Raw genomic sequence first — 12,525 nt, forward strand, 5'->3', positions numbered from 1 at the left:
CCCCGGATCACTGCCTTCTTAGCCGCGTTATCGGCAGGCCAAGCCAATACCTGAGGGTGCTTTCAGGCCTGCGGCAGCCCGTGGATGAACAGGACGATGCGCTCTCCCAGCTCTCGGGCCAGCGGTAATTCAGGATTGCGGTAGCTGTCCCGCTGCTGGCCCATCTCCCGAGGGCTGATGCGCAGCATGTGGTTCATGCCGTCGATCAGCGCCAGTTGGGCGTCGGGCTTGGCGGCCTTGAGGCGCTCGGCGTCGGCCACCTCCACCTGGATGTCGTTGCGGCCCTGGACGATCAGCGCGGGCACCTTGAGCCGGGCGAACGCCGCCGCCGGGTCCTGATGCAGCAGGGTGATCAGGTACGGCTGCACGCTGGGGCGGAACACCTGACGCAGCGGAGCGGGCACGTCGAGGCTGGTCTGCCCGGCCTGTAACCGGTCGATCAGCGCCACGCCCCCGGCCAGTTGCGCCGGGGGCAGGCGCAGGGCCAGTTGTTCGCGCAGCACATCAGCCACCGGCCGGCCGCTGCCGGCCAAGGTGATCACCGCGCTGGCGCCGGCCTGCTCGGCGGCCAGGCTGGCGATCAGCGCGCCTTCGCTGTGGCCGACCAGGATCAGTGGGCCGAAGCGCGGGTCCTGGCGCAACGCGCGCCCCCAGGCCACCACATCGGCGACATAGCGTTCGACGCTGAGGTCGCGCTCGTCGGGCGTGGCCGGCTGGCTGGCGGCCACGCCACGCTTGTCGAAGCGCACGCTGGCGATGTGCTCGCCGGCCAGAAACAGGGCCAGGCGCTTGAGGTTGTCGATGCGTCCGGAGGCGGGGTTGTTGCCATCGCGGTCGGTAGGGCCGGAGCCGGCGATGATCAGCACCACCGGCGGTGGGATGGCTTGTTGCGGCAGCAGCAGGCTGCCATGCAGCACGCCCTGGCCGGTGTCCAGGTCGATGGGGCGTTGCAGCACGGTGGGGGCTGCCTGGGCGAGGCTGGCGCAGAACAGCAGGAGCAGGGCGGCGAGGCGCGACTTCATGGATGGGGGACTACATGGGAAGTTGATGTTTCGACCTTGGGCCAAGCTGAAGGTTCGCGGGGCTCGTCGCCGGGCAAGCACGACCCCCAAATCCCCGCTGTTTTCCGTATACTGCCGGTTTCGACCACTTCAGGCAGATTCGCGGAGCGTCCATGTCCGGCAATACCTACGGCAAGCTGTTCACTGTCACCACCGCTGGCGAGAGCCATGGTCCGGCGTTGGTCGCCATTGTCGACGGCTGCCCGCCAGGCCTGGAAATCTCGCTCGCCGACCTGCAGCACGACCTCGACCGGCGCAAGCCCGGCACCAGCCGGCACACCACCCAGCGTCAGGAGCCGGACGAAGTGGAGATCCTCTCCGGCGTATTCGAAGGCCGCACCACCGGTTGCTCGATCGGGCTTCTGATTCGCAACACCGACCAGAAGTCCAAGGACTATTCGGCGATCAAGGACCTCTTCCGCCCGGCCCACGCCGACTACACCTACCACCACAAGTACGGTATCCGCGACTACCGCGGCGGTGGCCGCAGCTCGGCGCGCGAAACCGCGATGCGTGTGGCGGCTGGCGCCATCGCCAAGAAGTACCTGGCCACCCAGGGCATCCGCGTGCGCGGCTACATGAGCCAGCTCGGCCCGATCGAGATCCCGTTCAAGACCTGGGACTCGGTCGAGCAGAACGCTTTCTTCAGCCCCGACCCGGACAAGGTGCCGGAGCTCGAGGCCTACATGGACCAGCTGCGCCGTGACCAGGACTCGGTGGGAGCGAAGATCACCGTGGTCGCCGAAGGCGTGATGCCGGGCCTGGGCGAGCCGATCTTCGACCGCCTCGACGCGGAGCTTGCCCATGCGCTGATGAGCATCAACGCGGTCAAGGGCGTGGAAATCGGCGCCGGCTTTGCCAGCGTCGCCCAGCGTGGCACCGAGCACCGTGACGAACTGACCCCGGAGGGCTTCCTCAGCAACAATGCCGGCGGCATCCTCGGCGGTATCTCTTCGGGCCAGCCGATCGTCGCCCACCTGGCGCTCAAGCCGACCTCGAGCATCACCACCCCGGGCCGCTCGATCGACGTCGACGGCAACCCGGTCGAGGTGATTACCAAGGGCCGTCACGACCCGTGCGTGGGCATCCGCGCCACGCCGATCGCCGAGGCGATGATGGCCATCGCCTTGATGGACCACCTGCTGCGCCACCGGGCGCAGAATGCCGATGTTCGGGTAGATACGCCGGTCTTGCGTTGATCGACTCCTCCTGGGGCCGCGTGGCGGCCCATCGCGATACAAGGCCGCACCCACAGGATGCATGCGGATCCTGTGGGTGCGGCCTTGTGTCGCGAAAGGGGTGCGCAGCGCCCCCACAGGGTTGAAGCATGCCCCCGATCCCCTACTGGCGCCTCTCCAGCTTCTACCTCTTCTACTTCGCCCTGCTCGGTTCCACTGCGCCGTTCCTGGCCCTTTATTTCGACCACCTGGGTTTCTCCCCTGCACGCATCGGCGAGCTGGTGGCCATCCCCATGTTGATGCGCTGCATCGCTCCCAACCTGTGGGGCTGGCTGGGCGACCGCAGCGGCCAGCGCCTGCTGATCGTGCGCCTGGGCGCGCTGGCGACACTGGCGACCTTTTCGCTGATCTTCTTCGCCAAGAGCTATGCCTGGCTGGCGATGGTCATGGCCCTGCACGCGTTCTTCTGGCATGCGGTGCTGCCGCAGTTCGAGGTGATCACCCTGGCCCACTTGCATGGCCAGACCGCGCGTTACAGCCAGGTGCGGTTATGGGGCTCGATCGGTTTCATCCTCGCGGTGGTCGGGCTTGGGCGCCTGTTCGAATGGCTGAGTCTGGACATCTACCCGGTGGCGCTGGTGGCGATCATGGCCGGGATTGTCGCCGCCAGCCTCTGGGTGCCCAACGCGCAACCCGTGGAGCAGACCGAGCGGCGCGGGGCAGGGGGCTTCCTCGCGCAGGTGCGGGCACCCGGCGTGCTGGCCTTCTATGTGTGCGTGGCCCTCATGCAGCTCAGCCACGGGCCGTACTACACCTTCCTCACCCTGCACCTGGAGCACCTGGGCTACAGCCGTGGTGCCATCGGTCTGCTGTGGGCGCTCGGAGTGGTGGCCGAGGTACTGGTGTTCATGGCCATGAGCCGGATCTTTGCCCGTTTTTCCGTGCGCAAGGTGCTTCTGGCCAGCTTTGTGCTGGCCGCCTTGCGCTGGTTGCTGCTGGGCAACCTGGCGGATATCCCGGCAGTGCTGGTGTTCGCCCAGGTGCTGCACGCGGCCACGTTCGGCTGCTTCCACGCCGCGGCCATCGCCTTCGTCCAGGCCAGTTTCGGCGCCCGCCAGCAGGGCCAGGGCCAGGCGTTGTACGCGGCGCTCTCGGGCACCGGCGGCGCGTTGGGCGCCCTGTACTCGGGCTACAGCTGGAAATTGCTGGGCCCGCACTTCACCTTTGGTATGGCCAGCGTCGCGGCGCTCGCGGCAGCCGTTATCATTGCCTTCCGACTCAAAGACAGCAGGAACCACCCCTGATGAGCATCCTCAGCGTATTCGACCCGTCCAGCCCGGAACTGCCGCACAAGGTGCTGACCCACCACGACGACATCGCCGCGACCCTGGCCGAGCAGGGCGTGCGCTTCGGCCGCTGGCAGTCTGGCGCGCGACTGCGCCCGGGCAGCAGCCAGGATGAGGTGGTCGCCGCGTGCCGTGGGCCACTCGACCAGTTGATGACTGCCCATGGCAGCCGGGTGTTCGGCGTGCTCAGCCGCGATGGCGTCGACCCGAGCCAGGCTGACCTGCGCGACGAGCATGTGCATGACGGCGAGGAAGTGTTCGCGCTGATCAGCGGGCGCGTCCAGGTCAGCCTGCGCCTGGGGGATGCGGTGTACGCCGTGCTGTGCGAGAAGGATGATGTGCTGGTGGTGCCGGCCGGCACGCGCCGCTGGCTGGACCTGGGCGCCACGCCGTTCTGCCTGGCCCTGCGTCTGTTCGCCAGTGACTCGGCGGTGCAGCCGCGGTTCACCGGCGATGCCACGGCCCGACAATTTGCCGGACTCGACGAATTCTAAAGGAATTGGCTCGCGGGGCCGCCTGTGCTCACGCTGTCCTTGGGTGAGCGCAAGCGTGCCCCGCGAAGAGGGTTGCGCGATCAGCGGTAGGTCGGCAGGGCGAAGCGCTGCTGGCTCTGCAGCATCGAGATTACCGGCAGCTCGCTTGGCTGCCCGGCCAGGTCGCGGCGGATGGCGCTGATCGCCCAGGACAATTGCTCGGCACTGTGCAGTTGCGCGTAGGTCAGCACGCGGCGGGTCACCACGCCGTCGCTGGCGCGCAGGGTCAGCAGGACACCACCGTCCGGACGCGGCTGAGTGGTGACCTGGTAGGCGGCGAAGACCGAGGCGAATTTTTCCTGGATGAGGTCCATATCAACTCCTGACTGTTGTACTGGCAGACTTGAGTTGATGATTGCAGTGACCGTGCCAGCCTTTTATTTGGATAAAATCCTTTTAAATCAATGAGTTAAATTTGTTTGCTCAAGGTTGTGCATTGCAATCTGCACGCCCGTGCATTTTGCACAGTGCATTTTGCACGGTCATGGTCTGGCCATGGTCATAGCCTGGCTCTGTGCCGCCGATAGAATCTGAACCTTGGACCGCTCGCCGCTGCCTGATGGACACTTGGCCCATTGCCAGATGCCAGGAGGTTCCCGATGTCCGATCACCAGCCCGCCACCATGACCGCCGAAGAAACCGCGGCCTTCGCCGACGAGGTCTTCGAGCGCGCCCGCCGCGGCGACGCGACGATGCTCGGCCGCTTGCTTGACGGAGGCCTGCCCGCCGACCTGCGCAACCACAAGGGCGACACCTTGTTGATGCTGGCCAGCTACCATGGCCACCACGACGCCGTGCGGGTGCTGCTGGCCCATGGCGCCGATCCGTTGATTGCCAATGACAACGGCCAGTTGCCGATTGCCGGCGCTGCCTTCAAGGGCGATCTGGCCATGATCCGCCTGCTGCTCGAGCACGGCGTGCCGGTGGATGCCGCCGCCGCGGACGGCCGCACCGCGCTGATGCTGGCGGCGATGTTCAACCGCCTGGAGATCATCGACTACCTGCTGGCCCAGGGGGCCGATCCGACACGGCGTGACGCGGCCGGCGCCACCGCGCTGACGGCTGCGCGCACCATGGGCGCGGTGGATGCCGCCGCACGCCTGGAGGCGAAGGCCGGCTAACCCTTCGGGGGCGTTTGCGGCTATCCTTGGCGCCTTTCACGCCAACCCGCAGGGCCCCCCATGAAAGACCAGTTGCTCGAACTCATCCGCCTCATCGGCGCCGGCTGTATGCGCGATGAGGACATCGAGCGCATCGCCGCCGAGGCCGCCCAGGCCTACGCCGACCCCGCCGCCTTCCTCTCCGCCAACCCGGACATCAACTACGACGACACCTTCCCGTTCCCGCTGGGCGAATGGGTGGTGGTCGGCAGCCTGCCCGACACCGTGCTGTTCCAGGCCGACAGCTACCAGGACCTGTTCCAGCAGATCAGCGACTCGTTCGACAAGAGCGTGCCGTTCACCCTCAAGCCCAAGCAGCTGGCGCGCACCGAGGCGCTGACCGCGCTCAACCGCATCCAGGTGCAGATGGGCGCGTTGAACAAGGAAGCCGGGGGCTACGTGCTGCTGAATTTCAGCCAGTTGCTCGATGACGAGCTGCAAATGGTGATGGTGGGGCAGAACGACCTGGCCCGTGTGCTGGAGTTGGGTGAGGCAGTCGGCATCAAGGTGGAGCCGGCGCTGGAGGCGCTGAAGGTGGCGGTGCACGTCTAAGCAACGAATTTTGCACCTTCCCCTGTAGGAGCGGCCTTGTGTCGCGAAAGGGGTGCGAAGCGCCCCGAGGATTCGTGTATCAAGCTGATATCGCCGGGGCTGCTTCGCAGCCCTTTCGCGACACAAGGCCGCTCCTACAGGGATTGCGGACGGCCGGAGGATGTGTGCCTCAACCCAACGCGGTATCAAGAAACATCATCACCGCGAACCCGCCCATCAGCCCCAGCGTCGCTGCGGTCTGGTGCCCGTTGCGGTGGGTCTCCGGAATCACCTCGTGGGACACCACGAAGATCATCGCCCCCGCCGCCAGGCCCATGCTGATCGGGTAGGCCAAGGCGAAGCCAGTGGAAATGCCCAGGCCGATCACCGCGCCCAGCGGCTCCATCAGGCCCGAGCCGATCGCCACCATCATCGCCTTGAAGTTCGAAAGCCCCGTGGCGCGCAGGGCCAGGGCCACGGCCAGGCCTTCGGGAATGTCCTGGATAGCGATGGCGCTGGTCAGCGGCAGGCCGATGTTCATGTCGCCGTTGGCGAAGCTCACACCGATGGCCATGCCCTCGGGCAGGTTGTGCAGGGTGATGGCCAGCACGAACAGCCACACCCGGTTGACCCGCTCGGCCTGCGGGCCACAAGGGCCGGTGCTTTCATGCTCGTGCGGGGTAAAGCGGTCAAGGCCCAGCATCAGCAGCACCCCGAGGCCCATGCCCAGGACCACGGTGAAGGCCGCCGCCGGGCCGTTGCCGGTGATTTCGCGGGCGGCGTCCAGGCCCGGCAGGATCAGCGAGAACGAACTGGCGGCGAGCATCATGCCGGCGGCAAAGCCCAGCATCACATCCTGGGTGCGGGCGTTGACGTCGCGCAGGATCACCGCCAGCACAGCGCCCAGGGCGGTGGCGCCGAAGCCCGACAACCCGCCGAGCAGGGCCAGGTGCAGGTTGTCGGCGTGGTCGCCGTTGACCGCGTTCCACAGGCTCGCCAGCAACAGCGCGGCGACGGCCAGCAGGCTCAGGGCCAGGCCGGCGCTGAGCCAGGGCGTTTCCCGGGCCTGTTGTCGCCAGGCGCTGAGCATTGAGTCGGGAGCGACACTTTGGGTGTGGGCGGGGGGCATGTGAACCTCGGAGCAGTGAATGACAGCAGTTTATCCACTGACCTGTGCGCCGGGCCAAGGATTCCCTTCTATCGAGGCCATAGCCCGCTATGCTGTTGAACACATTTATCGTGCGGGAGCGGCGCCATGGGGTCCACCTTCAACAGCCTGGTCGGCCTGATCATCCTGGCCCTGGATATCTGGGCCATTCTCAATGTGCTCAAGAGCGGCGCCGAGGTCGGCATCAAGGTGCTGTGGATCCTGCTGATCCTGCTGCTGCCGGTGCTGGGGCTGATCATCTGGGCGATTGCCGGGCCACGGGGCAATGTGCGGATCTGAAGCCGCTCATCCCAACTGTGTAACTTTGTAAGGGCCGGCTGCTCTCGACAAAATTTTCACACTCGATTTTTGAAAATCCGCGCCGCACAATGCGGCCTTGGTCCCACCTCGCGTTCGAGGGGCCGACCACCAGGCTGTCGGCGATCTCGCCTTCCCGCAAACCGCAATCCTAGGACCTCTCCATTCATGGCTAACACGGACGCCTTGAAGCAACAGGGCGTGCGAGGCTCGTTCTCGCCGACCCTGAAATCCCACCTGGCCTACACAGTGCTCAGTGGCCTGGTGATCATGCTGATGCTCAGCCTGGTGCGCCTGGCGCTGCTGGTCTACAACAGCGACATGATCGGCGACACGCCGAACTCGACCGTCGCCGAAGGCTTCTTCAATGGCCTGCGCTTCGACCTGCGGGTGGTGGTGTACATCAGCATCCCGTTGCTGCTGGCGCTGCTCAGCCCCTGGCTGATGGCGCGCCGTGGGCTGTTCCGCTTCTGGCTGACCATCGCCTCGAGCGTGGTGATGTTCCTCGGCCTGATGGAGATGGACTTCTACCGCGAGTTCCACCAGCGCCTGAATGGCCTGGTGTTCCAGTACATCAAGGAAGACCCCAAGACCGTCATGAGCATGCTCTGGTACGGCTTCCCGGTGGTCCGTTACCTGCTGGCCTGGCTGGTCGGCACCTGGCTGCTGAGCTTGCTGTTCAAGGGCATTGATCGCCTGACCCGTGGCGAGCAAAGCGTCCAGCCCGCCGGCAGCCGCAAGGTCGCGCCATGGTATGGCCGCCTGGCGGTGTTCATGGTCGTGCTGCTGGTGGCCGTGGTCGCCGCACGTGGCACCCTGCGCCAGGGCCCGCCAATGCGTTGGGGCGATGCCTTCACCACCGACTCGAACTTCGTCAACCAGCTGGGCCTGAACGGTACGCTGACCCTGATCGACGCCGCCAAGAGCCGCTTCGGCGAGGACCGCGCCAACATCTGGAAGCCGGTACTCGACCAGCCGCTGGCCACCCAGACCGTGCGCGAGCAACTGCTGACTGCCAACGACACCCTGGTCGATGCCGACGAAGCACCGATCCGTCGTGACTTCCTGCCGCCGCAGAAGAACACCCTGGCGGTCAAGAACGTCGTGGTCATCCTCATGGAAAGCTTCGCCGGCCACTCGGTGGGCGCCCTGGGCAGCCCGAACAACATCACCCCGTACTTCGACAAGCTGGCCAAGGAGGGGCTGCTGTTCGACCGCTTCTTCTCCAACGGCACCCATACCCACCAGGGCATGTTCGCCACCATGGCCTGCTTCCCCAACCTGCCGGGCTTCGAATACCTGATGCAGACCCCCGAAGGCGGCCACAAGCTGTCCGGCCTGCCGGCGTTGCTCAGTGCCCGTGACTATGACGATGTCTACGTCTACAACGGCGACTTCGCCTGGGACAACCAGTCCGGGTTCTTCGGCAACCAGGGCATGACCACCTTCATCGGCCGCAACGACTTCGTCAATCCGGTGTTCTCCGACCCGACCTGGGGCGTGTCCGACCAGGACATGTTCGACCGTGGTAACGAGGAGCTGGCCAAACATGACGGCAAGAAGCCGATCTACGCGCTGCTGCAGACCCTCTCCAACCACACGCCGTACGCCTTGCCCAAGGACCTGCCGGTGGAGAAGGTCACCGGGCAAGGGCGCCTGGACGAGCACCTGACCGCCATGCGCTATTCCGACTGGGCGCTGGGCCAGTTCTTCGAGAAGGCCCGCAAGGAGCCGTATTTCAAGGACACACTGTTCGTCATCGTCGGCGACCACGGCTTCGGCAACCACCAGCAGGTCACCGAGCTGGACCTGGGCCGCTTCAACGTGCCGTTGCTGCTGATCGCCCCGGGTATCCAGGAGAAGTTCGGCGCGGTCAACCACACCGTGGGCACCCAGGTCGACATCGTGCCGACCATCATGGGCCGCCTGGGTGGCCAGGCCCGTCACCAGTGCTGGGGCCGCGACCTGCTCAACCTGCCTGAGGGCGACCAGGGCGTGGGCATGATCAAGCCGTCGGGCAGTGAGCAGATCGTTGGCCTGGTGCAGGGCGACCGCATCCTCATCGAGTCCAAGGACATGACCCCGCGGATGTACCGTTATCAGTTGGGGCGCGAGTTCAAGGCCGAACTCATCGAAAGCCCGGACCAGCCGGAAATGCTGAAGAAACTCGAGGCCTATATCCAGACCGCGACCAAGAGCCTGCTGGACAACACTGCCGGTGTCGTCCACGGCACGCCGAAGTAAGGTCGCCGCCTGCCTCATGAAGCCCGCCCTGAACCGGCGGGCTTTTTTCATGCGGTTTCATCTACGTGGCTGAACATTCATTCCGGCGCGATGGTCAAGTGAGTACGCCGTTCCATTCACCGTTGCGCCAGCGAGGGTCGATCGATGAAAGCATGGGAAGTCAGCTTTGCCGACCAGAAGGGCGAGCCGCAGACGCTGCTGCTCAATGCCGAGCAATGCCCCAGCGAGGAGGATGCCGCCCGGGCGATCCGCTCGCGGCTGTTTCCGCTCATGGACGAACTGGACCTCAACGACTTCCAGGACCGTAGCTTTTCCCCCACGGCACGTTGGCTCAAGGAACAGAGCGGCGTGACCATCACCACCATTCGCGAAGCGCCCTGAACCGGGTGTCTCTGGCGTAGCGCCCACGCAGGCGCTACGCTCAAGTCAGGCGCCGGCCTTCTCTGCGGGCCGCCGCCGTTTTCATCGCGTCTTGCAATCCGCTCGTATTGTCAGGCATTCCTTGTGTGCCAGGCAGGTGCGTTGTGCACGGAAAGTCTATCCATTGCTTTGCAGGAGGACGTTTCATGAGCAGCCAGAACGACGACATCAGCAGCAGTGTCCTGCGCCAGATGAAAGCTGGCGGTTTCGATTTCACCCGCATCCACCCCATCGAGTTCTATGCCGTGTTCCCCAGCGAGGCCGGTGCCCGCAGGGCGGCGGGGCAATTTCGTGGCGAATCGCTCAACGCCCAGGTGAGCGAGCGCGACGACGGTGCCTGGCACCTGGAACTGAGCAAGGTGATGTACGCCACCCATGGCGGCATCGGCGCCTTCGAGCAGGCCTTCGAACGGGTCGTGTCACCCTATGGCGGCGAAGTCGAGGGCTGGGGCGTCAAGCAGGAAAGGCCGATCGCCTAGGCCCTGCGAGGCCATTAGTGCGCTTTGCGCCCCGCCATATGCTTCAGGTACGCCAGCACGGCATCGAGCGCCGGCTCATCCAGCACCTGGCTGGAAAACCCGGGCATCTTCGCCTGTTGCCAGCGCCGCAGGCTCTGCGGGTCGCGAATGTACTGGCGCAGGAAGGCCGGCTGGAAATACTCGGTGGGGTTGTGCGGCAGGTTCAGGTCCGGGCCCAGGTGCGCGTCGCCGGCGCCATTGAGGCGATGGCAGGCCAGGCAGTTCTGCTGAAACAGGGCAAAACCCTGGCGCACCGGGTCGTTCTCGGCCAGGGCCGGGTCGGGCAGCAGGGCGGGGAAGCGTGTCTCGACCGGGGGCAGGCGGCGGATGCTGGCGATCTGATACGGCCATTGTTCCGGGCGAATACCACTGGCCTGCGGTTGGGTCCATACCAGGTAGAACGGCCCTGCGCCTGGCTTGCCTTTGCTCAGCGCGGGCCAAGGGTGGCTGGGGTCCTCGATGGCCAGCCAGGCTTGCGCGGGGCCTGCCTGCAACAGCGGCCCGGCGGGCATCTCGGCGGCGAAGCCATCGAGGGCCACGGCCTGCAGGTGATCGCTCGGGATCACGCCCGGCAGCAGCACCGCCAGAGGCACGGCGCGGTAATGCAAGGTGCGCTTGTAGGCCACGTCCTGTTCGATGGTGATATCCCGCGCCTGCGGATGGGCAAGTAGCTGTTCACTGCTCCAGTGCCGGCTATCCCCACCCAGTTCCAGCGTCAGCTGTGCCGCTGGCGATGTCGGGGCGAGTAGCAGGCAGAACAGGGCAAGACACAGGCGCATGGGCGATCTCCAACCATCAAGGTCGGCAGAGTACCTGCGCGCAATCGGAAAATGCCACTGCCGCGTTCAGCCGAAGAGCCGGGTGAGGTTCGGCAGGATCAGCAGCAGCGTCGTGGCGAAGAGTATGAGGCCGGCTTGGCGTACCTTGGATTGTCTGAACATGGCGGACCGCCTTCTTGTTGTTATTCCTGAATAACCCTTGGCTTCCTTGTCTAGCGTCGGGTCGATCGCAGCGGCGTGATGGCACGCCGTTCCTGCTTGCCGCGTACATCTGGATATACAACCAACAGTAGGGCCCGCGTCATCCCTGATTCAGAACCCTTTGTTCTAAGATTTATCATGTCGATTCCTCATGGCTTTAAGGCCACTGGCCACCCCGCTGGCACGCTCAGGCTAGACGAGTGCGCGGCAGGGGTTACGAAGGGTTACAGGGCCTACCGTTCGTCCGGATATCCTACTTGCTTGTACGGCCCTTTCGCGTCAGTCTCTACAGCAAATCCCACCCACATGTCGTTCAGGACTACCCCTATGTCGTTACGCATCTGCATCCTTGAAACCGATGTCCTGCGACCGGAGTTGATCGCGCAGTACCAGGGCTACGGCAGGATGTTCGAGCAGCTGTTTTCGCGTCAGCCGATCGCGGCCGAATTCGATGTGTACAACGTGATGAATGGCGACTACCCCCCGGACGGCGAACGCTTCGATGCCTACCTGGTGACCGGCAGCAAGGCCGACTCGTTCGGCGACGATCCCTGGATCCAGACGCTCAAGGCCTACCTGCTCAATCTCTACGAACGTGGCGAGAAACTGCTGGGCGTGTGTTTCGGCCACCAGTTGCTGGCGCTGACCCTCGGCGGCAAGGCCGAGCGCGCCGACAAGGGTTGGGGGGTGGGCGTGCACCGTTACAGCCTGGCGGCCCATGCGCCGTGGATGGACCCGCAGGTGTCCGAGCTGACCCTGCTGATCAGCCACCAGGACCAGGTCACCGAGCTGCCCGAAGGGGCCACGGTCATCGCCTCGAGCGACTTCTGCCCGAACGCCGCCTACCACATCCGTGACCAGGTGCTGTGCTTCCAGGGACACCCGGAGTTCGTCCACGACTACTCCCGGGCATTGCTCGACGCGCGGCAGGCGTCGCTGGGCAATGAAGTCTATGAGAAGGCGGTGGCCAGCCTGGCCACCGAACACCAGGGGGATCTGGTGGGCGAATGGATGCTGCGTTTCGTCCAGCAGCCCGGCCGCCGCGCGATCTGAGAGGCGCATCGACCTCAATCGCGGGTTCCCCCGCGA

At 65.3% G+C, this 12,525-nt stretch carries 14 protein-coding genes; 10 read left to right on the forward strand and 4 right to left on the reverse strand.

Annotated elements, in window-relative coordinates; all coding sequences use genetic code 11:
- Nucleotides 1-62: 62 nt before the first annotated feature.
- On the reverse strand, nt 63-1,022 hold the full coding sequence (locus tag K5H97_RS07445; protein ID WP_028691767.1) for an alpha/beta hydrolase: 960 nt from the start codon (nt 1,020-1,022) through the stop codon (nt 63-65).
- A gap of 152 nt (nt 1,023-1,174) precedes the next feature.
- On the opposite strand from K5H97_RS07445, the gene aroC reads away from it, so the two are divergent.
- From aroC to K5H97_RS07460, 3 genes are all read left to right on the forward strand, one after another.
- A complete protein-coding gene (aroC, locus tag K5H97_RS07450) occupies nt 1,175-2,260 on the forward strand; it encodes a chorismate synthase (protein ID WP_028691766.1) in 1,086 nt (361 codons plus the stop codon).
- A gap of 128 nt (nt 2,261-2,388) precedes the next feature.
- Entirely contained in the window at nt 2,389-3,543 is a 1,155-nt protein-coding gene (locus tag K5H97_RS07455; RefSeq protein ID WP_028691765.1) for an MFS transporter, read from the forward strand.
- Nucleotides 3,543-4,079: an oxidase gene (locus K5H97_RS07460; protein ID WP_028691764.1), complete on the forward strand. Its 537-nt coding sequence runs from the start codon at nt 3,543-3,545 to the stop codon at nt 4,077-4,079. The genes K5H97_RS07455 and K5H97_RS07460 overlap by 1 nt, the downstream gene beginning before the upstream one ends.
- Before the next feature lie 80 nt (nt 4,080-4,159).
- Here the strand turns inward: K5H97_RS07460 and K5H97_RS07465 are convergent, their stop codons facing one another.
- Nucleotides 4,160-4,432: a DUF3509 domain-containing protein gene (locus K5H97_RS07465; protein WP_028691763.1), complete on the reverse strand. Its 273-nt coding sequence runs from the start codon at nt 4,430-4,432 to the stop codon at nt 4,160-4,162.
- Nucleotides 4,433-4,717: 285 nt separating this feature from the next.
- Here K5H97_RS07465 and K5H97_RS07470 point away from each other — a divergent pair, with 285 nt between their 5' ends.
- Together K5H97_RS07470 and K5H97_RS07475 are read left to right on the forward strand one after the other, a co-directional pair.
- Complete coding sequence (locus K5H97_RS07470) at nt 4,718-5,239, forward strand: ankyrin repeat domain-containing protein (RefSeq protein ID WP_028691762.1); 522 nt, start codon at nt 4,718-4,720, stop codon at nt 5,237-5,239.
- A gap of 60 nt (nt 5,240-5,299) precedes the next feature.
- Nucleotides 5,300-5,830, forward strand: coding sequence for a hypothetical protein (locus K5H97_RS07475; RefSeq protein ID WP_028691761.1), 531 nt, complete (start codon nt 5,300-5,302; stop codon nt 5,828-5,830).
- A 169-nt stretch (nt 5,831-5,999) separates the two neighbouring features.
- On the opposite strand, the gene K5H97_RS07480 is transcribed toward K5H97_RS07475, so the two are convergent.
- Nucleotides 6,000-6,938, reverse strand: coding sequence for a ZIP family metal transporter (locus K5H97_RS07480; RefSeq protein ID WP_028691760.1), 939 nt, complete (start codon nt 6,936-6,938; stop codon nt 6,000-6,002).
- 126 nt (nt 6,939-7,064) lie between these two features.
- On the opposite strand from K5H97_RS07480, the gene K5H97_RS07485 reads away from it, so the two are divergent.
- From K5H97_RS07485 to K5H97_RS07500, 4 genes are all read left to right on the forward strand, one after another.
- Complete coding sequence (locus tag K5H97_RS07485; RefSeq protein WP_023629733.1) at nt 7,065-7,256, forward strand: PLDc N-terminal domain-containing protein; 192 nt, start codon at nt 7,065-7,067, stop codon at nt 7,254-7,256.
- 186 nt (nt 7,257-7,442) lie between these two features.
- Nucleotides 7,443-9,518, forward strand: a complete 2,076-nt coding sequence (locus tag K5H97_RS07490) for an LTA synthase family protein (protein ID WP_028691759.1) — start codon at nt 7,443-7,445, stop codon at nt 9,516-9,518.
- Nucleotides 9,519-9,662: 144 nt separating this feature from the next.
- Nucleotides 9,663-9,899, forward strand: a complete 237-nt coding sequence (locus K5H97_RS07495) for a hypothetical protein (protein WP_028691758.1) — start codon at nt 9,663-9,665, stop codon at nt 9,897-9,899.
- A 185-nt stretch (nt 9,900-10,084) separates the two neighbouring features.
- The gene (locus K5H97_RS07500) at nt 10,085-10,417 is read left to right on the forward strand and encodes a ribonuclease E inhibitor RraB (protein ID WP_028691757.1); all 333 of its coding nucleotides are present in this window, start codon (nt 10,085-10,087) and stop codon (nt 10,415-10,417) included.
- 14 nt (nt 10,418-10,431) lie between these two features.
- Here K5H97_RS07500 and K5H97_RS07505 read toward each other — a convergent pair whose 3' ends face one another.
- The gene (locus tag K5H97_RS07505; RefSeq protein ID WP_028691756.1) at nt 10,432-11,235 is read right to left on the reverse strand and encodes a c-type cytochrome; all 804 of its coding nucleotides are present in this window, start codon (nt 11,233-11,235) and stop codon (nt 10,432-10,434) included.
- Between the two features lie 528 nt (nt 11,236-11,763).
- Here K5H97_RS07505 and K5H97_RS07510 point away from each other — a divergent pair.
- Nucleotides 11,764-12,489 (forward strand): amidotransferase, encoded by a 726-nt coding sequence (locus K5H97_RS07510; RefSeq protein ID WP_028691755.1) that lies wholly within the window; start codon nt 11,764-11,766, stop codon nt 12,487-12,489.
- Nucleotides 12,490-12,525 lie beyond the last annotated feature (36 nt).

It is taken from the genome of Pseudomonas mosselii, assembly GCF_019823065.1.
GTDB classification, from domain to species: domain Bacteria; phylum Pseudomonadota; class Gammaproteobacteria; order Pseudomonadales; family Pseudomonadaceae; genus Aquipseudomonas; species Aquipseudomonas mosselii.

Bases quoted from the DNA above. Each gene is read 5' to 3' on its own strand.
- K5H97_RS07480 (WP_028691760.1), bottom strand. From the start codon at position 6,938: ATGCCCCCCGCCCACACCCAAAGTGTCGCTCCCGACTCAATGCTCAGC.
- K5H97_RS07495 (WP_028691758.1), top strand. From the start codon at position 9,663: ATGAAAGCATGGGAAGTCAGCTTTGCCGACCAGAAGGGCGAGCCGCAG.
- aroC (WP_028691766.1), top strand. From the start codon at position 1,175: ATGTCCGGCAATACCTACGGCAAGCTGTTCACTGTCACCACCGCTGGC.
- K5H97_RS07475 (WP_028691761.1), top strand. From the start codon at position 5,300: ATGAAAGACCAGTTGCTCGAACTCATCCGCCTCATCGGCGCCGGCTGT.
- K5H97_RS07510 (WP_028691755.1), top strand. From the start codon at position 11,764: ATGTCGTTACGCATCTGCATCCTTGAAACCGATGTCCTGCGACCGGAG.
- K5H97_RS07485 (WP_023629733.1), top strand. From the start codon at position 7,065: ATGGGGTCCACCTTCAACAGCCTGGTCGGCCTGATCATCCTGGCCCTG.
- K5H97_RS07470 (WP_028691762.1), top strand. From the start codon at position 4,718: ATGTCCGATCACCAGCCCGCCACCATGACCGCCGAAGAAACCGCGGCC.
- K5H97_RS07465 (WP_028691763.1), bottom strand. From the start codon at position 4,432: ATGGACCTCATCCAGGAAAAATTCGCCTCGGTCTTCGCCGCCTACCAG.
- K5H97_RS07500 (WP_028691757.1), top strand. From the start codon at position 10,085: ATGAGCAGCCAGAACGACGACATCAGCAGCAGTGTCCTGCGCCAGATG.
- K5H97_RS07505 (WP_028691756.1), bottom strand. From the start codon at position 11,235: ATGCGCCTGTGTCTTGCCCTGTTCTGCCTGCTACTCGCCCCGACATCG.
- K5H97_RS07490 (WP_028691759.1), top strand. From the start codon at position 7,443: ATGGCTAACACGGACGCCTTGAAGCAACAGGGCGTGCGAGGCTCGTTC.
- K5H97_RS07445 (WP_028691767.1), bottom strand. From the start codon at position 1,022: ATGAAGTCGCGCCTCGCCGCCCTGCTCCTGCTGTTCTGCGCCAGCCTC.
- K5H97_RS07460 (WP_028691764.1), top strand. From the start codon at position 3,543: ATGAGCATCCTCAGCGTATTCGACCCGTCCAGCCCGGAACTGCCGCAC.
- K5H97_RS07455 (WP_028691765.1), top strand. From the start codon at position 2,389: ATGCCCCCGATCCCCTACTGGCGCCTCTCCAGCTTCTACCTCTTCTAC.